Annotated in this window: 24 protein-coding genes; 15 read left to right on the top strand and 9 right to left on the bottom strand. The window is 59.4% G+C overall.

Translation table 11 applies throughout. From position 1 onward, the window contains the following. Window positions 1-128: 128 nt before the first annotated feature. From PMI22_RS11095 to PMI22_RS11085, 3 genes are read left to right on the top strand one after another with little or no spacing between them, the layout of a single operon-like run. Window positions 129-1,469 carry an MFS transporter gene (locus tag PMI22_RS11095; RefSeq protein ID WP_007946805.1) on the top strand — a complete coding sequence of 447 codons (1,341 nt, stop codon included), beginning with the start codon at window positions 129-131 and terminating at the stop codon, window positions 1,467-1,469. Continuing rightward, a complete protein-coding gene (locus tag PMI22_RS11090; RefSeq protein WP_007946806.1) occupies window positions 1,462-2,418 on the top strand; it encodes an amidohydrolase family protein in 957 nt (318 codons plus the stop codon). The genes PMI22_RS11095 and PMI22_RS11090 overlap by 8 nt, the downstream gene beginning before the upstream one ends. Next, window positions 2,415-3,419: a 4-hydroxythreonine-4-phosphate dehydrogenase PdxA gene (locus PMI22_RS11085; protein WP_007946808.1), complete on the top strand. Its 1,005-nt coding sequence runs from the start codon at window positions 2,415-2,417 to the stop codon at window positions 3,417-3,419. The genes PMI22_RS11090 and PMI22_RS11085 overlap by 4 nt, the downstream gene beginning before the upstream one ends. A 143-nt stretch (window positions 3,420-3,562) precedes the next feature. Here PMI22_RS11085 and PMI22_RS11080 read toward each other — a convergent pair whose 3' ends face one another. Next, entirely contained in the window at window positions 3,563-6,457 is a 2,895-nt protein-coding gene (locus PMI22_RS11080; RefSeq protein ID WP_007946809.1) for a ribonucleoside-diphosphate reductase subunit alpha, read from the bottom strand. Between the two features lie 732 nt (window positions 6,458-7,189). Between PMI22_RS11080 and PMI22_RS11075 the strand changes: the two genes are divergently transcribed. Beyond that, window positions 7,190-7,912 carry a winged helix-turn-helix domain-containing protein gene (locus PMI22_RS11075; protein WP_007946810.1) on the top strand — a complete coding sequence of 241 codons (723 nt, stop codon included), beginning with the start codon at window positions 7,190-7,192 and terminating at the stop codon, window positions 7,910-7,912. Then, entirely contained in the window at window positions 7,909-9,519 is a 1,611-nt protein-coding gene (locus PMI22_RS11070) for an ATP-binding protein (RefSeq protein WP_007946811.1), read from the top strand. The genes PMI22_RS11075 and PMI22_RS11070 overlap by 4 nt, the downstream gene beginning before the upstream one ends. A gap of 126 nt (window positions 9,520-9,645) precedes the next feature. Here the strand turns inward: PMI22_RS11070 and PMI22_RS11065 are convergent, their stop codons facing one another. Beyond that, window positions 9,646-10,371: a 4'-phosphopantetheinyl transferase family protein gene (locus tag PMI22_RS11065; protein ID WP_202949217.1), complete on the bottom strand. Its 726-nt coding sequence runs from the start codon at window positions 10,369-10,371 to the stop codon at window positions 9,646-9,648. Window positions 10,372-10,530: 159 nt separating this feature from the next. Further along, complete coding sequence (locus tag PMI22_RS11060) at window positions 10,531-11,322, bottom strand: dienelactone hydrolase family protein (RefSeq protein ID WP_007946813.1); 792 nt, start codon at window positions 11,320-11,322, stop codon at window positions 10,531-10,533. 144 nt (window positions 11,323-11,466) lie between these two features. Here PMI22_RS11060 and PMI22_RS11055 point away from each other — a divergent pair, with 144 nt between their 5' ends. The 5 genes from PMI22_RS11055 (at window position 11,467) to PMI22_RS11040 (ending at window position 17,104) form a co-directional block, all read left to right on the top strand. Next, window positions 11,467-11,772, top strand: coding sequence for a hypothetical protein (locus tag PMI22_RS11055; RefSeq protein ID WP_007946814.1), 306 nt, complete (start codon window positions 11,467-11,469; stop codon window positions 11,770-11,772). 54 nt (window positions 11,773-11,826) lie between these two features. Further along, entirely contained in the window at window positions 11,827-12,504 is a 678-nt protein-coding gene (locus PMI22_RS11050; RefSeq protein ID WP_007946815.1) for a response regulator transcription factor, read from the top strand. Next, window positions 12,501-13,847 carry an ATP-binding protein gene (locus PMI22_RS11045; RefSeq protein WP_007946816.1) on the top strand — a complete coding sequence of 449 codons (1,347 nt, stop codon included), beginning with the start codon at window positions 12,501-12,503 and terminating at the stop codon, window positions 13,845-13,847. The genes PMI22_RS11050 and PMI22_RS11045 overlap by 4 nt, the downstream gene beginning before the upstream one ends. 96 nt (window positions 13,848-13,943) lie before the next feature. Continuing rightward, window positions 13,944-16,343 (top strand): hypothetical protein, encoded by a 2,400-nt coding sequence (locus tag PMI22_RS31720; protein ID WP_177323436.1) that lies wholly within the window; start codon window positions 13,944-13,946, stop codon window positions 16,341-16,343. Between the two features lie 404 nt (window positions 16,344-16,747). Beyond that, window positions 16,748-17,104, top strand: coding sequence for a DUF6124 family protein (locus tag PMI22_RS11040; RefSeq protein ID WP_007946818.1), 357 nt, complete (start codon window positions 16,748-16,750; stop codon window positions 17,102-17,104). A gap of 138 nt (window positions 17,105-17,242) precedes the next feature. On the opposite strand, the gene PMI22_RS11035 is transcribed toward PMI22_RS11040, so the two are convergent. Continuing rightward, entirely contained in the window at window positions 17,243-18,241 is a 999-nt protein-coding gene (locus PMI22_RS11035) for an AraC family transcriptional regulator (protein WP_033049379.1), read from the bottom strand. Window positions 18,242-18,581: 340 nt separating this feature from the next. Between PMI22_RS11035 and PMI22_RS11030 the strand changes: the two genes are divergently transcribed. Then, window positions 18,582-19,916, top strand: a complete 1,335-nt coding sequence (locus PMI22_RS11030; RefSeq protein WP_007946821.1) for a dicarboxylate/amino acid:cation symporter — start codon at window positions 18,582-18,584, stop codon at window positions 19,914-19,916. 144 nt (window positions 19,917-20,060) lie between these two features. Next, window positions 20,061-21,242, top strand: coding sequence for a CaiB/BaiF CoA transferase family protein (locus PMI22_RS11025; protein WP_007946822.1), 1,182 nt, complete (start codon window positions 20,061-20,063; stop codon window positions 21,240-21,242). 119 nt (window positions 21,243-21,361) lie between these two features. Here the strand turns inward: PMI22_RS11025 and PMI22_RS11020 are convergent, their stop codons facing one another. Both PMI22_RS11020 and PMI22_RS11015 read right to left on the bottom strand, forming a co-directional pair. Further along, entirely contained in the window at window positions 21,362-21,856 is a 495-nt protein-coding gene (locus PMI22_RS11020; RefSeq protein WP_007946823.1) for a SprT family zinc-dependent metalloprotease, read from the bottom strand. A gap of 159 nt (window positions 21,857-22,015) precedes the next feature. Continuing rightward, window positions 22,016-22,618 (bottom strand): Yip1 family protein, encoded by a 603-nt coding sequence (locus PMI22_RS11015; RefSeq protein WP_007946824.1) that lies wholly within the window; start codon window positions 22,616-22,618, stop codon window positions 22,016-22,018. A gap of 352 nt (window positions 22,619-22,970) precedes the next feature. On the opposite strand from PMI22_RS11015, the gene ttcA reads away from it, so the two are divergent. Both ttcA and PMI22_RS11005 read left to right on the top strand, forming a co-directional pair. Further along, complete coding sequence (gene ttcA, locus PMI22_RS11010; RefSeq protein ID WP_007946825.1) at window positions 22,971-23,795, top strand: tRNA 2-thiocytidine(32) synthetase TtcA; 825 nt, start codon at window positions 22,971-22,973, stop codon at window positions 23,793-23,795. A gap of 56 nt (window positions 23,796-23,851) precedes the next feature. Continuing rightward, window positions 23,852-24,526 (top strand): DNA-3-methyladenine glycosylase I, encoded by a 675-nt coding sequence (locus PMI22_RS11005; protein WP_007946826.1) that lies wholly within the window; start codon window positions 23,852-23,854, stop codon window positions 24,524-24,526. Between the two features lie 99 nt (window positions 24,527-24,625). Here PMI22_RS11005 and PMI22_RS11000 read toward each other — a convergent pair whose 3' ends face one another. The 3 genes from PMI22_RS11000 to arsC are packed head-to-tail and all read right to left on the bottom strand — an operon-like array spanning window position 24,626 to window position 25,999. Further along, complete coding sequence (locus tag PMI22_RS11000; protein WP_007946827.1) at window positions 24,626-25,051, bottom strand: DUF2069 domain-containing protein; 426 nt, start codon at window positions 25,049-25,051, stop codon at window positions 24,626-24,628. A 1-nt stretch (window position 25,052) separates the two neighbouring features. Then, entirely contained in the window at window positions 25,053-25,649 is a 597-nt protein-coding gene (wrbA, locus tag PMI22_RS10995) for an NAD(P)H:quinone oxidoreductase (RefSeq protein ID WP_007946830.1), read from the bottom strand. Then, a complete protein-coding gene (arsC, locus tag PMI22_RS10990; RefSeq protein WP_007946831.1) occupies window positions 25,646-25,999 on the bottom strand; it encodes an arsenate reductase (glutaredoxin) in 354 nt (117 codons plus the stop codon). The genes wrbA and arsC overlap by 4 nt, the downstream gene beginning before the upstream one ends. Before the next feature lie 114 nt (window positions 26,000-26,113). Here arsC and PMI22_RS10985 point away from each other — a divergent pair, with 114 nt between their 5' ends. Beyond that, a complete protein-coding gene (locus PMI22_RS10985) occupies window positions 26,114-26,581 on the top strand; it encodes a TlpA disulfide reductase family protein (RefSeq protein ID WP_007946832.1) in 468 nt (155 codons plus the stop codon). The last annotated feature ends 88 nt before the right edge of the window (window positions 26,582-26,669 follow it).

Here is a 26,669-nt window from a genome sequence, read left to right on the forward strand (position 1 = left end):
AAGCAGGGCATGCCATAACTCAAGGCTATCGCCTGATTTCAAGTTTTGATTAGACGGTTATCACTGAGCCTTCGATAGTGCTTACCAATGTTGTCACCACAAAAAAATAATAAACCGAGGTACGCACCATGGCTCGTCCCAGTGCTTCCCTGCATCTGCCCGGCGCAGGTGTTCAATCACCGGCAGCGGCAACTCCGCTGACCGGTACCGCCAAAGCCAGCAGCGTGCGCTGGCGGATCTTCGCGATCGTCTTTGCGTTGACCATGGTCAACCTGATCGATCGGGTGTCGTTATCGATTGCGATGCCAACCATCGCCCATGAGTTTTCCCTGACCCCGAGCCTGCAAGGGCTGATCCTCAGCAGCTTCTTCTGGGCGTATGCGCTGTTGCAGATTCCCGGCGGCTGGTTGATCGACCGTTTTGGTCCGCGTCGGGTGATCAGTTGGTCCACCGGTTTATGGGGCACGTTCCAGGTACTGGCGGCGTTTGCCACGGGCGGCTTGTCATTGTTGTTTGCCAGGGTGGCGTTAGGCGCCGCCGAAGCGCCGCTGTTTCCTTCGGGGGGCAAGCTGATTTCCCTGTGGCTGGCACCGAGCGAGCGCAGCCGCGGCGCGGTGCTGATGGACAGTGGCAGCCCCTTGGGAGTGGCACTGGGCGGGTTGATCATTGCGTATCTGATCGCTTCGCTGGATTCGTGGCGTCTGGCGTTCGTGATCGCAGGCATCGCGACATTGGTGCTGGCCTGGGTGGCGCGGCGTTATCTGCGCGATGACCCGGCCACGCATCCGCAAGTGAATAGCCAGGAGCTGGAAAAGATCAACGCCGGGCGTGCCACGCCGGCTGCCGAAGCCGCGCGTGCGCCGGTCAAGGGGCTGGGGATTGCGGCCCGTTCACTGACGGGTTTGCTGATTGGTCGCGCCAGTTGGGCGATGGTCTATTTCGGTTTGCTGACCTGGGGCCCGAGTTATTTGGCGCAGGCACGAGGCTTCGACATCAAAGGCATTGGCGCGGCGACGTTCGTGATTTTCATCTGCGGCGCACTGGGTTCGTTGACCGGTGGTTTTCTCTGCGACGGTCTGATCCGTAAAGGCGTAAGCCGGGGTGTGGCGGTCAAGAGCCTGCTGGCGTTTTCCGGTGTGGTGGCGCTCGGTGCATTCCTGTTGCTGCCGACCCTGAACGATCCTTTTGCGGCCGTGGCGTTGTTGGCCATGACCGCGTTTTTTCTGATGTGGGGCAGCCTCTACTGGAGCTTCCCGGCGTTGCTGGCAGCACCGGCGCGGGTCGGTTTGATCGGCGGCGTGATGAACATGGCCGGCAGTACCGGCGGCATTGTGGTGCCGATTCTGGTGGGCATCATTGTGCAAATGGCCGGTGGCTTTGCGCCGGTACTGGGCTTCTTCGCGGCGTGCTCGGCCGTCTTCGTGTTGGCCACATTGTTTATCAGCCTGGATGAGGTGCGTCATGCCTGAGTTGTGGAACGGCCCCATCGTAGATGCCCATCACCATTTCTGGGACCCCTCGATCAACGACCATCCGTGGCTCGCGCCCGAGGCCAACATCCCGTTCCGCTACGGTGATTACAGCGCGATCAAACGGCGCTATTTTCCCGATGATTACTTCGCCGATACCGGCTCCCATAACGTCGTGCAAACGGTGTACGTCGAGACCGAATGGAACCCGCAAGACCCCATCGGCGAAACCCGATTCATCGAGGGGTTGGCCGCTCGCTACGGCGTGCCGAACGCCATCGTCGCCCAAGCCTGGCTCGACCACCCGGACGCCATGGCGGTGCTGACCGAGCAAGCGAGTTTCAAGTGTGTGCGCAGCGTGCGCCACAAACCCGGTGGCCCGACCACACCTGAGCAGGTGGGGCACACCCGCAGCCTGATGAGCAACGAACACTGGCGCCGCAGTTACGCCGCGCTCGAAGGCCTGGGCCTGCATTTCGATTTGCAGACGCCCTGGTGGAACCTGCACGAAGCCGAACGCCTGGCCCGCGACTTTCCCGGCACCACGCTGATTCTCAACCACACAGGTTTGCCCAACGACCGCAGTGCCGAAGGCCTGGCAGGTTGGCGCCTGGCGATGGTGCGGCTGGCACAGTGGCCGAACGTGCGGGTGAAGATTTCCGGCCTGGGGCAGGGAGGTCAACGCTGGCGGGCCAAAGACAATGCCTGGATCGTGCGCGAAGTCATCGCCATGTTTGGCAGCGACCGGGCGATGTTCGCCAGCAACTTTCCCGTGGACAGCCTGTGCGGCTCGTTCGACGACATCTACAGCGGTTTCAAATCCATCGTTGCCGATCTTCCCAGTGCCGATCAGCAACGGCTTTTCTACAGCAACGCGCAGCAAGTCTATCGCTGCGAGCCCTGCGCCATTGACCGGACAAGGCCCGAACCCTTGAGGAGTGAAGCATGAACAAAACCACCATCGCGATGGTCCTGGGCGATCCCGCAGGCATCGGCCCGGAACTGATCGCACGTCTGCTCGCCGAGCCCGAGGTGCGCAGTCAGGCCAATGTCATCCTGATTGCCGATGAGGCGGAAATGCGCCGTGGCATGCGCATCGCCGGGACGGAGTTTCCTTATCGTCGCGTGGAATCGCTGGAACAGCTGTCGTTTGTCGATGACACGCCGCTGTTCTATGACTTTCGCGGCGACACGATTGGCGAGTTCGCGCGCAACGAAGCCAGCATCATCGGCGGCCGCTACAGCCTCGACACCCTGGAAAAAGCCTTGCGCCTGACCGAGGCCGGTATCACGGATGCGGTGCTGTTCGGACCGCTGAACAAGACCTCGTTGCACATGGCTGGCATGGCACATAACGATGAGCTGCACTGGTTCGCCGAGTTACTGGATTTCCACGGGCCGTTCTGCGAATTCAACGTACTCGACAACCTTTGGACTTCCCGCGTGACATCCCACGTCGCGCTGTCTGAAGTGCCGGGCATGCTCACGCAAGCGCGGGTGGTGGAAGCCATTCAGCTGATCGACACCGCGCTCAAGCGCAATGGCCTGGAAAAACCGCGTATCGGCGTGTGTGGCTTGAACCCGCATAACGGCGACAACGGCTCGTTCGGTCGCGAAGAACTGGACATCATCGGCCCCGCCGTGGGAACCGCCCAGGCGTTGGGCATTGCGGCGGAAGGGCCGTACCCGGGGGACACGATTTTCCTCAAGGTGCAGGGCGATGCCAGTGCCTTTGACGCGGTGGTGACGATGTATCACGACCAAGGGCAGATCGCGATCAAGTTGATGGGGTTCTCCCGTGGGGTGACGGTACAGGGCGGTTTGCCGATTCCGATTACCACCCCGGCGCACGGCACCGCGTTTGATATCGCGGGGCAGGGCAAGGCGAATGTCGGGGCGATTCGCCAGGCGTTCGAGATTGCGTGCCGGATGGGCACCAACAGCTACTGACACTGTGTGAGAGCGAGACCGGCTTGCCGGCGATAGCGTCAGCACAGTCGACGCTTTCCTTGAGGCAAAAGAAAACCCCCGATCAATCCAGAGGACTGATCGGGGGTTTCGAGTAAGCGCCTTGCGGCGCCTACTGGCTCAGCTTATTGGCAAGCTTCGCAATCCGGCTCGTCGATGGCGCACGCCTTTGGCACTGGAGCAGGGCCGGCAGGTGCTGCCAGGACCGAATCTTCACCGTGGTTGCCGCCGCTGGAAACAGCATTCAGCTTGCCGGTGTTGATGGTCGACTTCTCGGTGCTGGTCGCGGCCAGGGCACGGAGGTAGTAAGTGGTTTTCAGACCACGGTACCAGGCCATGCGGTAGGTCACGTCCAGCTTCTTGCCCGATGCGCCAGCGATGTACAGGTTCAGCGATTGAGCCTGGTCGATCCACTTCTGGCGACGGCTTGCCGCGTCAACGATCCACTTGGTGTCCACTTCGAATGCAGTCGCGTAGAGCTCTTTGAGTTCTTGCGGGATGCGCTCGATTTGCTGCACCGAACCGTCGTAGTACTTCAGGTCGTTGATCATGACCGAGTCCCACAGACCGCGAGCCTTCAGGTCGCGAACCAGGTACGGGTTGATCACGGTGAATTCGCCCGACAGGTTCGATTTCACGTAGAGGTTCTGGTAGGTCGGTTCGATCGACTGCGAGACGCCAGTGATGTTGGCGATGGTCGCGGTCGGTGCGATGGCCATGATGTTGGAGTTACGAATGCCTTTCTGAACACGGGCGCGAACCGGTGCCCAGTCCAGGGATTCGTTCAGGTCAACGTCGATGTACTTCTGGCCACGCTGCTCGATCAGGATCTGTTGCGAATCCAGCGGCAGAATGCCTTTGGACCACAGCGAACCCTGGAACGTCTCGTAGGCGCCACGCTCGTCGGCCAGGTCGCAGGAGGCCTGGATCGCGTAGTAGCTGACCGCTTCCATCGACTTGTCGGCGAACTCGACGGCCGCGTCGGAACCGTAAGGAATGTGCTGCAGGTACAAAGCGTCCTGGAAGCCCATGATGCCCAGACCGACCGGACGGTGCTTGAAGTTGGAGTTCTTCGCTTGCGGCACCGAGTAATAGTTGATGTCGATCACGTTATCGAGCATGCGAACGGCGGTGTTCACGGTGCGTTCCAGCTTGGCGGTGTCCAGCTTGCCGTTGACGATGTGGTTCGGCAGGTTGATCGAGCCCAAGTTGCAAACAGCGATCTCGTCCTTGTTGGTGTTCAAGGTGATTTCGGTGCACAGGTTCGAGCTGTGAACCACGCCGACGTGCTGCTGCGGGCTGCGCAGGTTGCACGGGTCTTTGAAGGTCAGCCATGGGTGGCCGGTTTCAAACAGCATGGACAGCATTTTGCGCCACAGGTCTTTGGCCTGGATGGTCTTGAACAGCTTGATCTTGCCCGGGTACTCGGACAGGGCTTCGTAGTACTCGTAACGCTCTTCGAAGGCCTTGCCGGTCAGGTCGTGCAGGTCCGGTACTTCGGATGGCGAGAACAGGGTCCACTTGCCGTCATCGAAGACACGCTTCATGAACAGGTCAGGGATCCAGTTGGCGGTGTTCATGTCGTGGGTACGACGACGGTCATCACCGGTGTTCTTGCGGAGTTCGATGAACTCTTCGATATCCATGTGCCAGGTTTCCAGGTAGGCACACACAGCGCCTTTGCGCTTGCCACCCTGGTTAACGGCGACGGCGGTGTCGTTCACTACCTTGAGGAACGGTACAACGCCCTGGGATTTGCCGTTGGTGCCCTTGATGTACGAACCCAGTGCACGAACCGGTGTCCAGTCGTTGCCCAGGCCACCGGCGAATTTCGACAGCATGGCGTTGTCGTGGATCGCGTGGTAGATGCCCGACAGGTCATCCGGCACGGTGGTCAGGTAGCAGCTCGACAGCTGTGGACGCAGGGTGCCGGCGTTGAACAGGGTCGGCGTCGAGGACATGTAGTCGAAGGACGACAACAGGTTGTAGAACTCGATGGCGCGGTCTTCTTTCTGCTTCTCTTCGATCGCCAGGCCCATGGCCACGCGCATGAAGAAGATTTGTGGCAGTTCGAAGCGGATACCGTCCTTGTGGATGAAGTAACGGTCGTACAGGGTTTGCAGGCCCAGGTACGTGAACTGTTGATCGCGCTCGTGGTTGATCGCCTTGCCGAGTTTTTCCAGGTCAAAAGTCGCCAGGACCGGGTTCAGCAATTCGAATTCGATACCCTTGGCGATGTAGGCAGGCAAGGCCTTGGCGTACAGGTCGACCATCTCGTGGTGAGTCGCGCTTTCGGCAACGTTCAAGAAGCTCAGGCCTTCGGCACGCAGGGTGTCCATCAGCAGGCGAGCGGTCACGAACGAGTAGTTCGGCTCACGCTCAACCAGGGTGCGGGCGGTCATCACCAGGGCGGTGTTGACGTCGGTCAGGGCCACACCGTCGTACAGGTTCTTCAGGGTTTCGCGCTGGATCAGGTCGCCGTCGACTTCTTCCAGACCTTCGCACGCTTCGGTGACGATGGTGTTCAGGCGACCCATGTCCAGAGGTGCCAGGCTGCCATCGGCGCGGGTGATGCGGATCGACGGGTGAGCGTTGACGGCTTCTTCGGCCGGTGCGTGGGCGGCGCGTTGTTTCGAACGACCGTCACGGTAGATCACATAGTCGCGGGCTACTTTCTGCTCGCCGGCACGCATCAGGGCCAGTTCGACCTGGTCCTGGATTTCTTCGATGTGGATGGTGCCGCCCGATGGCATGCGACGCTTGAAGGTCGCGGTGACTTGTTCGGTCAGGCGGGCCACGGTGTCATGGATTCGCGACGAGGCGGCAGCGGTGCCGCCCTCAACTGCGAGAAACGCTTTGGTGATCGCGACGGTGATTTTGTCGTCGGTGTAAGGAACGACAGTGCCGTTTCGCTTGATCACGCGCAGCTGACCAGGCGCGGTGGCGGACAGATCCGAAGTCGAATCAGCGGCCTGCGGCAAGGTGCCCTGCGGGTTCTCGCGAGTTGTGTCGGTTTGCATGGGGGAGTATCTCCACATTCTCTATGTTTGTTTGGGCACCGTCACGGTGCCCACCGTTCTGTCCAAAAGCACTACAACCGACGGGCGTCGGGCATAACAACTCCGGGACAGTAGGAAAAGGCTAATGAGGCCGCATCCTTGCCGAAGTCTTGGGCTGCGAGCCTGGGCTCGAAACCGGATTCCTTTCGGGGTGGCAATAATGACTGCAACACCCGTACCGTTTTGGCTGTTCGGGCCTGAAAAAACGGTGCCATCCGCCTGTGCGGTTTGGTCTTGTAAAATCACGCTGTGTTCAACCAGAAACAGGCAATAAAGCGCTTGAGTTTCTGCTCTGAAATGTGGTGGGGCTTTTAATCTAAAACCCTACATGTAGGGTTTTTTTGACGCCGGGGTACAAGATAGTGCGTTTTTGGAGGTGTTGCAACGTACTGCCTGTGGATAAACCTGTGTGTAAATTGTGTGTGAAAGGTGGAACCGGCGTGCAGGCCGCGACCTAGCGGGACCGAGGCGTTTTTCATCGATTTTCAGGGATTGAAAACAGCCGTCCGGATTTTTAAGGGCGCGAACCCTATCACAAAAAACCGGCGTGTCCGAACGCATTTGCCGGCTTGTGTTCTCGACGGGCGGCGTTTATACAATCGCCCCAGCGTTACGCATTCTTATCCTCCCCAATCATTACAAAAAGACGGGCGGATCCTTCCTTATAAGTGTTATTGGCAAGCAGAGGTCACCGTGGAGCAAGAAGCCTGGCAGGTATTGATTGTGGAGGACGACCAGCGTCTGGCCGAACTGACCCGCGACTACCTGGAGGCCAATGGCCTGTGCGTCTCGATCGAGGGCAATGGGGCGCTGGCGGCGGCTCGCATCATCAAGGAGAAGCCGGACCTGGTGATCCTCGACCTGATGTTGCCCGGCGAAGACGGGCTGAGCATTTGCCGCAAGGTTCGCGACCAGTATGACGGCTCGATCCTGATGCTCACTGCCCGCACCGACGACACCGACCAGATCCTCGGCCTGGACCTCGGTGCCGACGACTACGTGTGCAAACCGGTGCGCCCGCGCCTGTTGCTGGCGCGTATCCAGGCCCTGTTGCGCCGCAGCGAAGCACCGGAGGTCGTCCCGGAAAAACAGCGACGCCTGCAGTTTGGTCCGCTGGTGGTGGACAACGCATTGCGTGAAGCCTGGCTGCATGACAACGGCATCGAGCTGACCAGTGCCGAGTTCGACCTGCTCTGGCTGCTGGTGGCCAACGCCGGGCGCATCCTGTCCCGTGAAGAGATTTTCACCGCGTTGCGCGGCATCGGTTATGACGGTCAGGACCGCTCCATTGATGTGCGCATCTCGCGCATCCGCCCGAAAATCGGCGATGACCCGGAACACCCGCGGCTGATCAAAACCATCCGCAGCAAAGGTTATCTTTTTGTACCGGAAGCCAGCGTAGACCCGTCGCTGTGAATTCGATCTTCCTGCGTATTTATGGCGGCATGTGCGCGGCGCTGATTCTGGTCGCGGTGCTGGGCGTGCTGGCGTTGCACTTGCTAAATGAGGTACGCGGCGAGCAATACCGCGAGCGCCTGGCCCACGGTACGTTTGCGTTGATGGCCGACAACCTCAATCCGATGAACGAAACCGAGCGCCATCGCGCCTTGCTGGTCTGGGAGCGCTTGCTCGGGATTCCATTGGCGCTGACCACATTTGCTCAAACCGAACTCGACCTCACCCAGCGTACCCGCGTCCTGCACGGCCAGGCGCTGGTTGAACAGACCGGCCCGCACGCGGCGAAGGTCTATCGACTGGTCAGCGACAAGGAGCAGCTTGTGCTGGTGGGTGAGGTCCAGCAGATCAGCGAACAACTGGCCCGCGCCACTATTTATCTACTGGTCGATGAACTGGTGCGCTACCCGGTGGCCGAACAGCCCCAGCGGCTGGCATTGTTGAAAGAAGAGAAAAGCTTTGGTTTCGACTTGCGTCTGGTCAAGGTCGAGCAGGCGGACATGGACGAAGACCAGAGCCGCCGGGTGTCCGAGGGTGACACGGTGATGGCGCTGGGCAAGGGCGGCGACTCGATCCGGGTGTTTGCCGGCATGGTCGGGACGCCGTGGGTGCTGGAGATCGGCCCGCTGTACCAGATGAATCCTTATCCGCCGGAATGGCTGGTGTTGATCGCGGCGCTCGGGTTAAGCCTGATCGGTCTGATCGTCTACCTGTTGGTGCGGCAACTGGAGCGCCGTTTGCGCGGGCTCGAAGCGGCCGCCACACGTATTGCCCAAGGCAGCCTGGAAACCCGTGTACCGGCGCGCGGCGCCGATTCGGTGGGGCGACTGGCCGCAGCGTTCAACGGCATGGCCGAACACTTGCAGCAATTGCTGGCGATCCAGCGTGAACTGGTGCGCGCCGTGTCCCACGAGTTACGCACCCCTGTGGCACGCCTGCGTTTCGGCCTGGAGATGATCGGCTCGGCCACCACGCCGCAGCAGCTGGAGAAATACCGCGAGGGTATGGACCACGACATCGAGGACCTCGACAAACTGGTCGACGAGATGCTGACTTATGCGCGGCTGGAGCAGGGCTCGCCGGCACTGAATTTCCAGCGGATCGATCTGGACGCACTGGTCAATCAAGTCATCGAAGAACTGGCGCCATTGCGCGCCGAGGTCACGGTGCAGCGCGGCTTGTGTTTGTCGGCCGCTGATTGCGATGACGCCTGGGTCGAGGCCGAACCGCGCTACTTGCATCGGGCTCTTCAGAACCTGGTCAGCAACGCCATGCGTCACGCTCAATCGCGGGTGACCGTCAGTTATCAGGTGGGGCAGCAGCGTTGCCGGGTGGACGTCGAGGATGACGGGCCGGGTGTGCCGGAGTTGGCCTGGGAACGAATTTTCACGCCGTTCCTGCGCCTGGATGACAGCCGTACCCGTGCGTCAGGCGGACATGGGTTGGGGTTGTCCATCGTGCGGCGAATCATCCATTGGCATGACGGACGGGCGTTGATCAGCAAGAGCAAGAGCCTGGGTGGGGCTTGCTTTAGCTTGAGTTGGCCGCGCAATCAGGAGAAGCGCTGAGTTTGTCGGGGCCTGTTCCGGCCTCATCGCGAGCAGGCTCGCTCCCACAGGGATTTGTGGCGTTGCATAGATTCAATGTGGGAGCGAGCCTGCTCGCGATGAGGCCAGCCCAAACACTGCAAATCTTCAGGCCTTAATGCTGACCAGACTCAACAACTGCCCATCCATCAGCCCAAACTGCGCCTCCAGCTCGGTGCCATTGCGCCACTCACCAGACAAATCCGTCAGCAAGCGCAACCGCACCTCACCCGTTTCGCTCCATTCCAGCACCTCGGCGTGTTCAAAATAAAAGCGCCGCTGAACGATCGGGTACAGCGCCTTGAACAGACTTTCTTTCACTGAAAACGTCAACGTCACCAGCATGGCCAGATCATCACGGCGACCGGTCGCCATGCGCTGTAACTCCGGTGGCGTGAGAATTTCTCCCGCCAGACGCTGGGCCCGTTCAGGGTTGAGCAGGTTTTCCAGGTCCATGCCCAAACCGCGCCAAGCGGTTTTTCTCGCGACAATCGCCGCTGCCCGGCCGGTGCTGTGGGTGATCGAGCCAGCGACGTGCGCAGGCCACACCGGCGCCCGGTCTTCGCCGATGGCCGGGATAAAATTCAGTCCTTCCAGTTGTTGCAACGCGGCCCGAGCACACACCCGGCCAGCGAGAAATTCGGCCTGACGCTTGGCGACGGAACGCTGAATGCTCGCAGGCGGCTCGATGGCGCTGCGCTGGAAATCATCGCTGGCCAGTTGCGCGCTGTCGAAGCGGGTACTCAGCAGCACCGTATCGGGCAGCACAACCGGCAGCGGCCAGTGGGCGTCGAGTGGGGTGCAGCAGGTTGGCAGGGCGGGGGCGGGATTCATGCCGGGCATTTTGCCGGGTTGCGCTCAGGCTGGGTAGTCCTGACGTTAGACCGAGCTGCGGCCATCGCGAGCAGGCTCGCTCCCACAGGGATTTATGGTGCTACATAGATCCAGGTGGGAGCGAGCCTGCTCGCGATGGCCGCGCTGCGGTCGATCTGATCAACTAAAAATCTTTTTGAGAAACGCCTGCATATCCGTCCAGGACTGTTCATCCGCAGCCTTGTTGTAACCAATATCCGGCCCGCCATGCTCGCCATGGCCCAACCGATCTGCATCCGGATTGCTGAACCCATGCTTGGCACCCTCAAGGCTGACGAACTTATAGTCGGCGCCGGCCTTGTCCATTTCAGCCTTGAACGCCGCCACGGCATCCGGCTTGACCATACTGTCCATCGCCCCGTGCTCCACGAGAATTTTCGCCTTCACAGTGCCTGGTGCTGCTGGTGTCTTGGTTGCCAGCGAGCCATGGAAACTCACCACGCCCGCCAGTGGCAAACCCTGACGTGCGGCGTTCAGGACCACCGCGCCGCCGAAGCAGTAGCCAATCGCCGCGATCTTATTCGGGTCGGTTTGCGGTTGTTGCTCCAACACTTCAAGCCCGGCCTGAAAGCGTGCAGCCGCCGCCGAGCTGTCTTTGAGCACTTCCTCCATGAATCCCATGGCGTCCTTCGGATGTTCGGTGTTCTTGCCGTTGCCGTACATGTCGATGGCCAGCGCGCTGTAGCCCAGAGCGGCGAGGTCACGGGCGCGACGCTTGGCATAATCGTTCAGCCCCCACCATTCATGCACCACCAGGACGCCGGGTCGCTGGCCTTTGATGGCGTCGTCGTAGGCGTAATAGCCGATCATTTTTGTGCCATCGACACTTTGATAGGGGATTTCCTGGGTTTTGATGGTGGCTTGAGTCAGCCCGCTCATCACCAGCAAACAAAGGGCGAGAAAGATGCGCATGGTCGGATCTCCTGCGAGAAAGTCATCAAGACAGCCTAGTCGATCTTGTTCAGCTTGGGTTCAGGCTGTGTTCAGGGGCAGTTCAGGGGCGGGTGAGTAAGGTGGCTCGTACCCAAAAGCACCTGCGCATGAGGAAATTCCCTAATGTCTGGCTTTCAAAAGCTGTTTCTGACTTTCACCGTTGCGAGCGCGAGCACCGCGGCGCTCGCCATCGATGACCTCATCGCCCACCTTGCGCTGGGAATACCCAACGAGAAGGTCAAAAAGTCGCTGGCCCTGACCCGCTTCAGCACGCTCAGCCCGGTGGTAAATGAAAGTGCCTGGCAGGCGCATTTGAGCCATCTGAACAACCCGGCCGATTACTCCGCCGGTTACGCCAGCGTGTCGGTGACGCACAATGGCTTTAAACTCGGTCAGCAAGACCTCAAGGGCCACTATGATCTGTCCTGACCGTTGGATGCGCCGTTGTGCCATCGAGAAGGTCGTTTTACCCGGGAGAGCGTTATGAAACTGCTGGTCGTCGAAGATGAAGCGCTGTTGCGTCATCACCTGAAAACTCGCCTGACGGACAATGGCCATGTGGTCGAAGCCGTGCCCAACGCCGAAGAGGCGCTGTACCAGACCGAGCAGTTCAACCACGACCTGGCGGTGATCGACCTCGGCTTGCCGGGCATGAGCGGGCTCGACCTGATCCGGCAGTTGCGTGCGCGGGGCAAGACCTTCCCGATCCTGATCCTCACCGCGCGCGGTAACTGGCAGGACAAGGTCGAAGGCCTCGCCGCCGGCGCCGACGATTACGTGGTCAAGCCGTTCCAGTTCGAAGAGCTCGACGCTCGGCTCAATGCCTTGCTGCGCCGTTCCAGCGGTTTCACCCAGTCGACCATCGTCGCCGGGCCACTGCTGCTCGACCTCAACCGCAAGCAGGCCACGCTCGATGAACTACCGCTGGCCCTGACCGCGTATGAGTACCGGATCCTCGAGTACCTCATGCGTCATCACCAGCAAGTGGTGGCCAAGGACCGCCTGATGGAGCAGCTCTACCCCGGTGACGAGGAGCGTGATCCGAATGTCATCGAAGTACTGGTCGGCCGTCTGCGCCGAAAACTCGAAGGCCCGGCCGGTTTCAAACCGATCGACACCGTGCGTGGCCTCGGCTACCTGTTCAATGAGCACTGCACTTGATTCGTTCGCTCCGTGTCCGCTTGATGCTCGCCGCCACCCTGTTGGCGGTGTTGTTCATGCTGGGGTTGCTGCCGGCGATGCAGGGTGCGTTCAGTCTGGCGTTGCAGGATTCGATCGAGCAACGCCTGGCCTCGGACGTCACCACGCTGATCTCCGCCGCGCGCGTGGAAAACAACACCCTGCAAATGCCGGCGCAGTTGCCGGATGAACGTTTCAACCTGACGGACAGTCGTTTGCTCGGCTACATCTTTGACCGCGAAGGTCACCTGGTCTGGCGTTCGAAGGCCGCCGGGGCAGAGATGATTAATTACACGCCACGTTACGATGGCCGTGGTAATGAGTTCGCGCGTATACGCGAGGCCAACGGTCAGGAATTCTTCGTCTACGACGTCGAAGTCAAACTGCTCGGCGGCAAAAGCGCGGCGTTCAGCATCGTCGCCCTGCAACCGGTGCGCGAATATGAAAACACCCTCGAAGGCCTGCGCGAAAACCTCTACCTTGGTTTCGGCGCGGCGCTGTTGGTGCTGCTCGCATTGCTGTGGGTCGGCCTGACCTGGGGCTTGCAGGCCTTGCGCCGGCTCAGTCAGGAACTGGACGAAATCGAAAGCGGCGCCCGGGAAAGCCTCAGCGAACAACACCCGCGCGAACTGTTGCGCCTGACCGGCTCCCTCAACCGCTTGCTGCACAGCGAGCGCGAACAGCGCAGCCGCTATCGCGACTCCCTCGACGACCTGGCCCACAGCCTGAAAACCCCGCTGACCGTGCTGCAAGGCGTCAGCGAAAACATGGCCCAGCGCCCGCAAGACCGCGATCAGGCCTGGGTGCTGCAAACCCAGATTGAACGCATGAGCCAACAAATCAGCTACCAACTGCAACGCGCCAGCCTGCGCAAAAGCGGGCTGGTGCGCCATCAGGTGCGACTGCAACCGGTGCTGCAAAGCCTGTGCGACACGCTCGACAAGGTCTACCGCGATAAACACGTGCGCGTCGCCTTCGATCTGCCGGATCAGTGTTACGTACCGATCGAGCAGGGCGCCTTGCTGGAAATGATGGGCAACCTGCTGGAAAACGCCTATCGGCTGTGCCTGAGCGAAGTGCGCATCAGCGTGCGTGAAACACCGAGCGGAGTTGAGTTGTGCGTTGAAGACGACGGGCCGGGTGTGCCGCCGGATCAGCGGGCTCGGATTCTGCAAAGGGGCGAGCGGCTGGATGCCCAGCATCCGGGGCAGGGGATTGGGCTGGCGGTGGTCAAGGACATTATCGAGAGCTACGGCGCGAAGCTGACGCTGGGGGATTCGCCGATGGGCGGGGCGGCGTTTCGGATTCATTTTCCGGTGGTTTGACCTTAATGCGACAAACTCAATTCCGCGACCGTTCGTCTCAATGAGGTACTAACCTGTTATTTCTGACAGTAGTCAGTTTTTCCTTTCCGGTGTGTGATGACCTTGGGTCTCGAATGGGCTCAAGGCCTTGCCGCATTTTCGGAGAGAGCGATGGATATCCAGTCAGCAGAGTTATTCGAAACATTCGTACTTTTTCCAGTGATCATTCAGGGGTCGATCAAGCCTGTTCGACCCGCCGGTACAGCTGATTGTGGTATTCCCAAGTCGCTTTACGACGACCAGGTCCGGGGGCTGGAGTGTCTGGTGGATCCTTGGATCGAGCCCTTCAACGTGCCCACGGCCAAGGATGATCGTGTTGATTTGTTTATCAACACCTCGCCTGTACCGGTGGACGGCAAAACCATTGCTCCCGGCGAGGAAAACCAGCGCATTCGTCTGTACGTCCCCAAAGGGCGCCTGCATGATGGCTTCAATCAGATTTACTACCGGGTGACCCGCGCTAGCGGCAACGGATCTGAAGATTCGCGGAAGTTGAGGGTCCTGTACCACCGTTGGGCCCCCGGCGAGCCCGCGCCTGACTCCATTCTGTTACAGATCTCGGACGAAGTTGTTACCAACGGTGTTGGCCTGGAACTAGCCACTCGTGGCGTGGAATTCGGTCTCGACTATTCCAATCGCCGGCCATATGACTTCATCAGCCTGTCGCTGGGGGCCAGAGGGCTGGTCGAACGTGAACTGACCCCTGAAGAGGCTGAACCGGGGCAGTCAGTGACTCAGACCCTGTATATCGATACGTTCAGGAAAAATCCCGATAACGTCCGAACGCCGATTCTCTATTCCGCCACCGATCAACTGGGCAATTTCAACCAGTCAGTGACCCGGTACATTGATGTTCATGTCAATCGTGTCGAGCTGAATCCGCCAGTCCCTGCTGCCAATCCCGTTGACCCGTTGGCCTACCTTCAAGGTATGACGATTCAGGTTGCCTTTGAGGCATCGCTGCCAGAGGATCAGGCTCGATTGATCGTGGTCAATATGCCGGATCCACCGACGTTTGCGGATTTGCCGCTAGACGCGATTCATCAAGCCACCTTTAACCTTCAAGCGGGGCTTCTCGGGGCGTGGCATGGCACAGCCGTGCAATTTGTATGGGCGCTGATTCGGGGGGGCGAGGAGATTGCCCGGTCCGGGCCGTTGGTGTTGAACGTGAGTCGGATTGCGAATGGGGATACGCGCCTTCCGACACCCGTCATTGCCGGTCAGGTGGGACAGGAACTCGATGTCACAAAACTGGTGGTTACCGATCTGTTGAGTATTGCGCAATGGCTGCTTCAAGCGGCGGGGCAGTATGTGTGGTTGGGCTATGACGGGTTTAACAGCAGTGGGGCGCCGGTTTTCTTTGATGATCTCAATGGGGTGCCGCACAACGAAACGCAAGGACTGACGCGGCCGCTCGGGCAGGCGTTGGTTGATTGGTTGAACGCGCTCAAGGATAAGACGAATTTCACGATTTCGTTCAGGGTTAACTTTGGCAAAGTGGCTGACCTGAATCGGGCGGTGACATTTCCATTGCGCGAATACACAGTCAGCGCCGTGGTAGACGAGAAACCTGCCATCACCTCAATCAAAGGCGCTTCGAACGGGGTCGAAATCCCCAACGGCGGCACGACTGTCGAGACCGCTGTGGTGCTGACGGGGCTGGCCAGCAAAGGACAGAAAGTCGATGTGAGCGACGGCAAAGTCTCCAAAGGTCAGCCCACGGCTGACCCGACGACGGGGATCTGGAGCTTATCGGTGTCCGGCTTGAACGTTGATCTCTACAGCTACACCGCGACGGCGCTGTACGGTTCGGGTCAGACCTCCCAGGCATGGACATTTACCGTGATAGCGCTGGTCGCACCGACCATTAGTTCGATCAAAGGCTCGCCCAGCGGTGTCGAGATTCGTCAAGGCGACTATACCGTTGAGACCACCGTGGTGTTGACCGGTATGGCGAGTAAGGGCCTGCAAGTCGATGTGCTCGATGGCACTATGTCCAAGGGGAAACCGATCGCCAACATCACGACCGGGGTCTGGACCCTGACATTGAGTGGGCTGAGCGTAGGAAGCCACCGCTTCACCGTCAAAGCGCTGTATGGCAGCATCCCTCCATCGGCCGAGCGGCAATTTTCGATCATTCCACCCTATTCAAGACCAACGATTACTAACGTAGTCCGAACTGACACCGGGGCATTTGTTCCCAGTGGGTCAACTCTTCCTCGTGGGGTTCAGTTAAGAGTCACTGGGGGATGTTACTCACACCCCACGAAATCGCGTTTGCTGTTACTTGTAGGCAGCAATAACCACAACGGAGCAGTGCAGTTGGGGACCGGGGTCAATAGTTACACCATCAACGAGTTCGGGTGGGCTACAAACGCGGGATACGCGACCTATCAGGCTCGAGACGAATTATCGGGGTTATTGAGTCAGACAGCTTGGGGAATCAACTGGGTTTAAGCGGAAAAGAGTTGAATAGGGGGCGCATTTTTATCTAGCCGATCTTGCATCCCGTGAGGCCTGGGTGAGCATTAAACAGTGATGTTTAAAAAGACATCTGCTGACACTCACTCAGGCTACACATCCTTGCGCCGTTGCCTACGACTACGCCAGAATCCGCCGGCTTGTGCGCCTTGGGCGTGGGTTCTATCGTTTGCCGGTCGCTGACGAATCAGCGATCGGGTTTAGCGATCCGATCCCCTACACAGACGCAAAAGCTGCAATTTGCTTAATGGTGGCTGTGCGTGGGAGACCTTCGAGTCTACCCGGGGTTTCTGTGACCCGGATCGCTAACCTGCGTACAGCCGCCACCTTTACTTGTTTAGCGATAGGTCGTGGCGGCTCAACCAACCACGGAGCTTCAAATGTTCAAGATCACACCCAACCCGCCCGAAACCAACGACGTTTCCCCGTACGAAACCCCCGATTCCAAAAAGCCCAACGACGCCGCCGACCGGGCGCTCGATTACTACCTCAAACCGGTCATCCCCAAAGACACACCTCGTAAACCCAGCACGATCTACTTCGTCGGGCCCGACACGGATGATGGAACCCTGCTGGTCAGCGCCTGTGAAACCATGGCATCGGCGAGTGTGATGCTGAGTGATTTCGCAGGACAGGTGGAGGGTTCGCAGCGCAATAAGGTGCTGGGGATTCAGCAGGTGGTCATGCTGGGGGAACTGGCAGTGAACCGGATGCTGGATCGGCTTGATCCGCCGTAGTCACCCGTCAGGGTAGACCGCGCCATGATCGTTCCCACGCTCTGCGTGGGAATGCCTCAATGGACGCTCTGCGTCGGCTTTGGCAGGGACGCGGAGCGTCCGGGGCTGCATTCCCACGCGGAGCGTGGGAACGAACAATCAGTTCTCTTGCGCGCGGTAGGCGCCCGGCGTCAGCCCCGTCCACTTCTTGAACGCCCGGTGAAACGCCGAAGGTTCGGAAAATCCCAGCTGTTCGGCGATCTGCTGCAACGACAAATCCGCCCGCCCCAGATGATAAATCGCGATATCTCGGCGCAGCTGATCCTTCAACTCCTGAAAACTCGACCCTTCCTCGCGCAAATGCCGACGCAACGTCTGTGGGCTGATGTGCATCTGCGCGGCCACGGCTTCCAGATCCGGCCAGCGTGGGCTGTCGCGGCTGAGCAAACGGCGTAACTGGCTGCTCAGGCTGTCGCCGTCATCCGGGCGTGACAGCAGGTCGGCGGGGGAGTGTTCGAGAAAATGTCTGAGGGTGCGTTCGTCCTGTAGCAATGGCATGTTCAAGTAACGATTGTGAAACAGCAGACTGCTTTGTGCCGCGCCAAACTGCATCGGGCAGGGGAACATCAATTCGTACTCGGCACCGTGCTCGGGCCTTGGGTAGCTGAACGTCGCCTGCTCCAGCCGTATGCGCTGGCCGATCAGCCAGCTGCCGAACCGATGCCAGACCATCAACTGACTTTCGGTGAGGAAATGGTCCGGGTCCTGGAACTTCGAATCATCGAGGCTCAGGCGGATCAATTCGCCTTCGTGGGTCAGGGTCAGGCGCGGACCTTCGGGGAATAAGCTATAAAACAACAGGCCGCGATTCAGCGCTTTTTCCAGGTTGCGGCAGTGGATCACCGCGTGGCACATCATCGCGAAACTCCCGGTTTTGCTCGGCACTGGCCCGAATCCCAGGTATTCGTCATCCATTGCCAGCCACAACCCCTGGATCAATCGCGTGAATTGTTCGGGCGCGATTCGCGCACGCGGCTCGTCCAGCAACTCGGGGCTGATACCCAGTTGCTGCAAAAGGTCTGAAGAGTCGACACCCAGCCGGCGCGCGCCACCAAGGGCGGCGCGGGCGAAATGACTGGCGATGGTGCGTTCGCGCATGAGCAGGCAAATCCGTCCATTGAACGACGGATGGTAGCCGTGCTGCCTTGCGATGAACAAGGCGGATATCCGCCAAATTGCAGGACGAGGTCAGGTGGATGGGCGGAAATCCGCCACATTGATGTAACCACTCAGTGACGAAGAAAAACCTGTAACCCCTGATGCCAAGAGGCTTGCTGGCATTTTGACGAATGTGGCACGGGCCTTGCGATACAACGAGCAGATGCCTGCCGTCGCGCAGCTCGACAAAACAAATCCCTCCAGAAGCAGGAGGGTTCGCAATTGAAGTGACTTGGGCAACAGATGGATGTTGTCACCGGGCACTCTTGAGGAACTTGCAATGACGACTCGTCAGCCGCTGTACAAATCCCTGTATTTCCAGGTGATCGTTGCCATCGCCATCGGCATTCTGCTCGGTCACTTCTACCCGCAGACCGGTGTGGCCCTCAAGCCGCTGGGTGACGGGTTCATCAAACTGATCAAAATGGTCATCGCGCCAATCATCTTCTGTACGGTCGTCAGCGGTATCGCCGGCATGCAGAACATGAAGTCGGTCGGCAAAACCGGCGGCTATGCGCTGCTGTACTTCGAAATTGTTTCCACCATTGCCTTGCTCATCGGTCTGGTCGTGGTCAATGTCGTGCAACCGGGCGCCGGCATGCACATCGACGTGACGACTCTGGACACCAGCAAAATCGCGGGCTTCATCTCGGCCGGTAAAGACCAGAGCATCATCGCTTTTGTCCTCAACGTGATCCCGAACACCATCGTCGGCGCCTTCGCCAACGGCGACATCCTGCAAGTGCTGATGTTCTCGGTGATCTTCGGTTTTGCCCTGCATCGCCTGGGTGCCTATGGCAAACCGGTGTTGGACTTCATCGATCGCTTCGCTCACGTGATGTTCAACATCATCAACATGATCATGAAGCTCGCTCCAGTCGGCGCGTTCGGTGCGATGGCCTTCACCATCGGTGCCTACGGTGTCGGTTCGCTGGTGCAACTCGGTCAGCTGATGATCTGCTTCTACATCACCTGCATCCTGTTTGTGGTTCTGGTACTGGGCGCCATCTGCCGCGCGCATGGTTTCAGCGTACTCAAGCTGATCCGCTACATCCGTGAAGAACTGCTGATCGTACTGGGCACTTCCTCGTCTGAATCGGCTCTGCCACGCATGCTGATCAAAATGGAACGCCTGGGTGCGGATAAATCGGTGGTGGGTCTGGTGATCCCGACTGGTTACTCCTTCAACCTCGACGGTACTTCGATCTACCTGACCATGGCGGCTGTGTTTATCGCTCAGGCGACTGATACACCGATGGACCTCACTCACCAGATCACCTTGCTGCTGGTGCTGCTGTTGTCCTCCAAAGGTGCGGCAGGTGTGACCGGTAGTGGTTTCATCGTGCTGGCAGCCACTCTGTCGGCCGTGGGTACTCTGCCGGTGGCCGGCCTGGCGCTGATCCTCGGTATCGACCGCTTCATGTCCGAAGCCCGTGCGCTGACCAACCTTGTTGGTAACGCTGTGGCTACCCTCGTGGTCGCCAAGTGGGTGAAAGAGCTGGACGAAGACAAGCTGCAAGTCGAGCTGGCTTCTGGCGGTCGCGGTATCGCCGACGAGCGTGAAGTAGACGACCTGGGCGTGGCCGAAGGCCCAACCCCAAGCAACGTGAAATAAGACTCGCTGTACTGAAAAACCCGTTTCGGCGGGTTTTTTCATGCCTGCGATTTGAGCGTAACGGTCACCTTTGCTGACACTTCGGGTGATTGCCGCAACGCCATCGGCTGCCTAGGCTGGAGGCATCGTTCACGGAGATCGCTCATGCTCGGGCCACTGGCATCACTCAAGGTTCTGGATTTCTCGACACTGTTGCCGGGGCCGTTTGCCTCGTTGTTGCTGGCGGACATGGGCGCCGAGGTATTGCGCATCGAATCGCCGACCCGCATGGATTTGCTGCGGGTGTTGCCGCCCCACGATCACGGCGTGTCGGCCAGTCACGCTTATCTCAATCGCAACAAGCGCAGTCTGGGACTGGACCTCAAACAACCCGAGGCGCTGGAAGTGATCAAGCTGCTGCTTGCCGACTACGACATCGTGCTTGAACAGTTCCGCCCCGGTGTGATGGAACGCCTGGGGCTGGGTTATGAAGCGTTGAAGGCGATCAATCCGAAGCTGATCTACGTGTCGATTACCGGTTACGGCCAGACCGGCCCCTACAAGGACCGCGCCGGCCACGATATCAACTACCTGGCGCTGGCGGGCCTGGCCAGCTACACGGGACGCGCCGATGGCGGGCCGCTGCCGTTGGGCATGCAAGTGGCGGATGTCGCCGGAGGCTCGCTTCACGGGGTCATCGGCCTGCTGGCGGCGGTCATCGCCCGGCAGCAAACCGGGCAGGGGCAGCATCTGGACGTGAGCATGACCGACTGCGCCTTCAGCCTGAACGCCATGGCGGGCGCCGGGTATCTGGCCTGTGGCGCGGAGCCGGGCAGGGAAGATCAGATGCTTAACGGCGGCAGCTTCTACGACTATTACCGTTCTCGCGATGGGCGCTGGTTGTCGGTGGGCAGTCTGGAGCCAGCGTTTATGAAGCCACTGTGTACGGCGTTGGGTCTGGAGGAGTTGGCGCCTTTGGGCTTGTCGCCAAAGCCTGCGGACCAGAAAAAGCTCAAGGACGCGCTGATGACCGAATTCGAGAAACACGACTTTAGCGATTTGTGTGCTCTGTTTGCCGAGCTCGATGCGTGTGTCGAGCCGGTGTTGAGTTTGAGCGAAGCGATTGAGCATCCGCAGCTGAAGGCGCGGGAGCTGGTGGCTGAGGTGCCGCGTGGGGATGGCACGAGCCAGGCGCAGATGGCCTGTCCGTTGAAATTTTCAGAGGGGTTGCCTGAGCCCCGGCATATTGGCGCGGCGCTGGGGCAGCATACGGATCAGGTGTTGGGGGAGCTGGGGTTTAGTGCGCAGCGGATCGAAGAGCTGCGGCGTGCCAAGGTGATTCTCTAGCGGCTGTACTGGCCCCATCGCGAGCAGGCTCGCTCCCACAGTGGATCTGTGGCGTACACAAAACCCTGTGGGAGCGAGCCTGCTCGCGATGGGGCCAGCACAGGCACCACAACTCTGACTTACTCGACCCGCATCTCCCCGCTAAACACCAGCGTACTCCGGCACCGTCGGCACAAATACCGCCGCCCCTGCCTCACCAGACCATGACGCTGCGCCGAAAACGGGAAATCGCTGTCCACGCACGGGCATTTATAGATATAGCGCGTCACACTGCGGCGTTTGACGTCGTAGGTGTGGCAGCGATTGGGCGGCAGTTCGTACACGCCGCGCATGATCAGTTGCCACTCTTCGCCATGAGGCTGGATGCGGTCACCAAACAATTGATGAGCAATCAGGTGGGCGACCTCATGGGCCACGGTTTGCTTGAGAAAGTCTTCGGTATTTTCCCGGTACAGCTGCGGGTTGAAACGCAGCAGGTTCTCGTGCAAATGCGCGACCCCGGCTTTTTGACCACGCAGCTTGAGGCTCACCACGGGGCGTTTGAACGTGCGTTTGAAAAAGGATTCGGCGAGTTGGTAACAGTCTTCGACGCGGGTACTGAGCTGCTCGGGCATGCTTGAGGGATCTCCAGAGACGTCGAGTATGCCGCAACCCTGGGGTCTTGCGAATCGCCGAGGTACCGAATGGTCGTCAGTGCCTGGTATCCCTGGACATTAGAAGGCCGCCTTGCGGCGGCCTGTGTTGGCAGATCTTGTTGTTTGGTGAAAACACCACTAATTAGTATAGACCGGCCCCACGCCGAGTCCCCAGACAATGACTGTGAACGCCATGATGGCCACCAGCACCACCAGGCCTACCGCAAGCACCGAACTTGAAAACAGGAACCCCTCGTCTGATGGAATGTTCATGAAAGTGGGAAGTCCCACATACAACAGGTACACCGTGTAGCAGATGGCCGCCGTCCCGACGATCATTCCCAGCCACAGGTGTGGATACAGTGCCGCCAGTCCGCCGATAAACAACGGGGTCGCGGTATAGGTCGCAAACGCAACGCAACGGGCCAGGCTCGGATTGGCGTCATAGGTGCGAGCCATCCAGTGGATGAACGCGGCCATCACTGCAACACCGCCGAGCATCGCCACGTACGACATGATCGTCATCCATAGCGCGCTTTCCTGCGTCAGCATCACCGGTGCCCGGCTGCCAATCACCCAGCCAACCTTGGTGGTGCCGATAAACGCTGATACGGCAGGGATCGCGGCCAGAATCAGCGTGTGGGTCAGGTACATGTGGCTAATGCTTTCCTCATTGTCGCCACGGATTTCTTTCCATTCCTGGTCGGGGTGGGTGAAAAGTCCCACTACGTGATGGATCATGCCAGTCACTCCTCTTGTTTTTACCATCGCCCCCCAGCGGAGCGCCTACGGGCCAAAGTGGCCAAGTAAGTAAAGGTCTGGATTTGAATGCGACCTTATGTCGCAGTATAGAAAGGACTTAACCGTACAGGTGATAGGGGGTTAGAGCTTATCGCGCTGAAAACAAGCAGGTTAATCGCCGCAGGATCTGTTGGATGACTGAATAGGTACATGACGCGACGTGTAGCAGGCTTCGCCAGCAGTTACAAAGAGTGCGTCGGCGCATAATTTTCTAACCTGATCAGGTACTTCGCCGAAGGCGGGTTTTTGCGTAAAATGCCGGCCTTTCGTCACACCTCACGGATTTCGCGACATGGGCACTCTTACGGTCAACCAGAACAAACTGCAAAAGCGCCTTCGCCGTCAGGCCGGCGAGGCGGTTGCCGATTTCAACATGATTGAAGATGGCGACAAGGTCATGGTCTGCCTGTCCGGTGGCAAGGACAGCTACACCATGCTCGACGTGCTGATGCACTTGCAGAAGGTCGCACCGATCAAGTTCGAGATCGTGGCCGTAAACATGGACCAGAAGCAGCCAGGTTTCCCGGAGCACGTGCTGCCGGCCTACCTCAAGGAACTGGGGATCGAGTACCACATCGTCGAGAAAGACACTTACTCCGTGGTCAAGGAGCTTATTCCTGAGGGAAAAACCACCTGCTCGCTGTGCTCGCGTCTGCGTCGCGGCACGCTGTACACCTTTGCCGACGAAATCGGTGCGACCAAAATGGCCCTCGGCCATCACCGGGACGACATCGTCGAGACGTTTTTCCTCAACATGTTCTTCAACGGTTCGCTCAAGGCCATGCCGCCAAAACTGCGCGCCGACGATGGCCGCAACGTCGTCATCCGTCCGCTGGCCTACTGCAATGAGAAAGACATTCAGGCTTACTCGGACTTGAAACAGTTCCCGATCATCCCGTGCAACCTCTGCGGCTCTCAGGAAAACCTGCAACGTCAGGTGGTCAAGGACATGCTGCAGGACTGGGAGCGCAAGACCCCGGGCCGTACCGAAAGCATTTTCCGCAGCCTGCAGAACGTGATCCCGTCGCAATTGGCGGACCGCAACCTGTTTGACTTCACCAGCCTCAAGATCGACGAATCCGCCGCTTCGCGCTTCGTCAACGTAGTCAACCTCTAAACACAATCCCTGTGGGAGCCAACAGGGGTCTATTCACTTATTCAACAGGAGAGGGCATGCGCGATTACAAGTGGCTGCACGAATACTGTCTGAACCGCTTCGGTTCAGCAGCTGAACTGGAAGCCCATCTGCCCGTTCCGAAAACCCCGGCACAATTGCGCAAGATCAGCGACGACCGCTACCTCTCGACCATGGCGCTACGTGTATTCCGCGCCGGCCTCAAGCACAGCCTGGTGGACGCCAAGTGGCCGGCGTTCGAAGAAGTGTTCTTCAAGTTCGACCCGGAAAAAGTCGTGCTGATGAGCGCCGAACACCTCGAACGCCTGATGCAGGACGCGCGAATCATCCGTCACCTGGGCAAGCTCAAGAGCGTGCCGCGCAATGCGCAGTTCATTCTGGACGTGGCGCATGAGAAGGGCAGTTTCGGTGCGCTGATTGCCGATTGGCCGGTGACCGATATTGTTGGGCTGTGGACGTACCTGAAAAAGCGCGGCCATCAATTGGGTGGGTTGTCGGCGCCGCGTTTCTTGCGCATGGTCGGCAAGGACACCTTTGTGCCGAGCTACGATGTGGTCGCGGCGTTGAATGCACAGAAGATCGTCGACAAGGTGCCGAGCAGTCAGCGGGATCTGGCCTTGGTGCAGGATGTGTTCAACCAGTGGCATGAACAGAGTGGCGGGCGGCCGATGAGCCAGATTTCGATGATGCTCGCCTACACAGTGAATCATTGATACCGAGTTGATCCCATCGCTGGCAAGCCAGCTCCCACATTGGATTTGTGTCGTTCACCCATCCCCTGTGGAAGCTGGCTTGCCAGCGATAGCGGTCTATCAGGCGACGGAGATCTCGCCTTCCCCCGCCAACTTGCGATTGAGCTGAAACCGCCACCGCACATACAACAGCGCTGAGCAGAACACTGCCAGACTCGCTCCCATCTCCAGCAACCCAAACAGCTGCCGGTTCGGGTCATACGCCGCCAGTGCGCCCTTGATGAAATACAGGTTCACCACAAAACACATCCACGAATGCCCACGGGCGCTGCCGATAATCATTCCCGGTGCGAGCAATAGCAGGGGCACCAGTTCGATCAGCAAAATCACCCACGGCCGCGCGCCATGCAGGTCGGCAAACACCAGGTAGTAGGCGCACAACAGCCCAACCAGCCCGAAAAAACACAGCAGGCTGACGATGCGCATTGCCCGTACCCGCGGTTCGAGCCATTCAATGGAGGGCAGAATCTTCGGCTTCTTGGCCACGTCAGTTCCCCAGCTTTTGCGCAGTCTTTGCCAACCGCAGGCCCAAGGCCCGGCACAGCGCCACTTCGTGTTCATTCAAGCCGCTTTTGCCATCGGCCCCGGCGTGATGACTGGCGCCATATGGCGTGCCGCCGCCACGGGTTTCGAGCAAGGCAGATTCGCTGTAGGGCAGGCCGGTGATCAGCATGCCGTGGTGCAGCAGCGGCAACATCATCGACAGCAGGGTGGTTTCCTGGCCGCCGTGCAGGCTCGCGGTGGAGGTGAACACGCCGGCCGGCTTGCCCACCAGCGCGCCGGTCAGCCACAGGTTGCTGGTGCCGTCGAGGAAGTACTTGAGCGGCGCCGCCATGTTGCCGAAACGGGTCGGGCTGCCCAAGGCCAGGCCCGCGCAGTTCTTCAAGTCATCGAGGCTGGCGTACAGCGCACCTGTGTCCGGAATGTCGGGCGCCACGGATTCGCATTCGGTGGAGATCGCCGGCACGGTGCGCAGGCGCGCTTCCATCCCGGACTGCTCGACGCCACGGGCAATTTGCCGGGCCATTTCATTGGTCGAGCCGCTGCGGCTGTAATACAGAACCAGAATGTAGGGTGCGCTCACGGCAGCAACTCCAGCACGTTTTCTGGTGGACGGCCGATAACGGCTTTGTCGCCGACTTCGAGAATCGGGCGCTCCATGAGTTTCGGGTGAGCCGCGATGGCCGCGATCAATTGCGCTTCGCTCAGGCTGCTGTCAGCCAGGTTGAGGGTTTTGTATTCCTCCTCGCCAGTGCGCAACAGGTGTCGGGCGCTGAGGCCAAGCTTGGTCAGCAAGCGCTGGATTTGCGCAGCGTCCAGCGGGGTTTCGAGGTAGCGGACGACGGTCGGGGCCAGGCCGCGGGCTTCGAGCAGTTCGAGCGCACCGCGGGATTTCGAGCAGCGCGGGTTGTGATAAAGCGTCAGATCGGTCATGGGCGGGTCGCTTCTTGCGTAAAGTGGCAGCTATTCTAACTGTGCAGCGCGTAATCCTGAACCTTGCGAGGCGATGGGTCGCAGGCGCATTCAATTTTGAACAAGGAACACGACATGACAAGGCGACTGGCAGCGGCATTGGCGATTTTCGGGGCGTTGATGCTGGGGGGCTGTGGCAACGACTATGGCGTGGACCAGAACGGCCAGAAAGTTGCGTCCGAACGGCTGGACAAACAATGGGTGGTGCTCAATTACTGGGCCGAATGGTGCGGGCCATGCCGGACCGAAATCCCGCAGTTGAATGCGTTGGCTGATCAATTGAAGGACAAGAAGATCGGCGTGTTCGGCGTCAACTTCGACAATGTGCAGGGCGAAGAACTGAAAAGCGCCAGCGAGAAACTGGGGATCAAGTTCACGGTACTGGCTTCAGACCCGGCCGATCTTTTTGAACTGCCGCGCAGTGAAGCCCTGCCAGTGACGTACATCATCGATAACAAAGGCAAGGTGCGCGAACAACTGATGGGCGAGCAGACGGCGGCGGGGTTGATGGCAAAGCTTGAGGCGTTGCAGGCATTCAAGTGACCGTTTGATCGTTCCCACGCTCTGCGTGGAAACGCCGCCCGGGACGCTCAGCGTCCCTGTGACGCAGAGCGTCACTGGATGCATTCCC

The sequence above is a fragment of the Pseudomonas sp. GM21 genome, assembly GCF_000282215.1.
Lineage (GTDB): Bacteria > Pseudomonadota > Gammaproteobacteria > Pseudomonadales > Pseudomonadaceae > Aquipseudomonas.

Coding starts and splice junctions, on each gene's coding strand:
- PMI22_RS11095 (WP_007946805.1), top strand. CDS start 129: ATGGCTCGTCCCAGTGCTTCCCTGCATCTGCCCGGCGCAGGTGTTCAA.
- PMI22_RS11090 (WP_007946806.1), top strand. CDS start 1,462: ATGCCTGAGTTGTGGAACGGCCCCATCGTAGATGCCCATCACCATTTC.
- PMI22_RS11085 (WP_007946808.1), top strand. CDS start 2,415: ATGAACAAAACCACCATCGCGATGGTCCTGGGCGATCCCGCAGGCATC.
- PMI22_RS11080 (WP_007946809.1), bottom strand. CDS start 6,457: ATGCAAACCGACACAACTCGCGAGAACCCGCAGGGCACCTTGCCGCAG.
- PMI22_RS11065 (WP_202949217.1), bottom strand. CDS start 10,371: ATGAATCCCGCCCCCGCCCTGCCAACCTGCTGCACCCCACTCGACGCC.
- PMI22_RS11060 (WP_007946813.1), bottom strand. CDS start 11,322: ATGCGCATCTTTCTCGCCCTTTGTTTGCTGGTGATGAGCGGGCTGACT.
- PMI22_RS11055 (WP_007946814.1), top strand. CDS start 11,467: ATGTCTGGCTTTCAAAAGCTGTTTCTGACTTTCACCGTTGCGAGCGCG.
- PMI22_RS11050 (WP_007946815.1), top strand. CDS start 11,827: ATGAAACTGCTGGTCGTCGAAGATGAAGCGCTGTTGCGTCATCACCTG.
- PMI22_RS31720 (WP_177323436.1), top strand. CDS start 13,944: ATGACCTTGGGTCTCGAATGGGCTCAAGGCCTTGCCGCATTTTCGGAG.
- PMI22_RS11040 (WP_007946818.1), top strand. CDS start 16,748: ATGTTCAAGATCACACCCAACCCGCCCGAAACCAACGACGTTTCCCCG.
- PMI22_RS11035 (WP_033049379.1), bottom strand. CDS start 18,241: ATGCGCGAACGCACCATCGCCAGTCATTTCGCCCGCGCCGCCCTTGGT.
- PMI22_RS11030 (WP_007946821.1), top strand. CDS start 18,582: ATGACGACTCGTCAGCCGCTGTACAAATCCCTGTATTTCCAGGTGATC.
- PMI22_RS11025 (WP_007946822.1), top strand. CDS start 20,061: ATGCTCGGGCCACTGGCATCACTCAAGGTTCTGGATTTCTCGACACTG.
- PMI22_RS11020 (WP_007946823.1), bottom strand. CDS start 21,856: ATGCCCGAGCAGCTCAGTACCCGCGTCGAAGACTGTTACCAACTCGCC.
- PMI22_RS11015 (WP_007946824.1), bottom strand. CDS start 22,618: ATGATCCATCACGTAGTGGGACTTTTCACCCACCCCGACCAGGAATGG.
- ttcA (WP_007946825.1), top strand. CDS start 22,971: ATGGGCACTCTTACGGTCAACCAGAACAAACTGCAAAAGCGCCTTCGC.
- PMI22_RS11005 (WP_007946826.1), top strand. CDS start 23,852: ATGCGCGATTACAAGTGGCTGCACGAATACTGTCTGAACCGCTTCGGT.
- arsC (WP_007946831.1), bottom strand. CDS start 25,999: ATGACCGATCTGACGCTTTATCACAACCCGCGCTGCTCGAAATCCCGC.
- PMI22_RS10985 (WP_007946832.1), top strand. CDS start 26,114: ATGACAAGGCGACTGGCAGCGGCATTGGCGATTTTCGGGGCGTTGATG.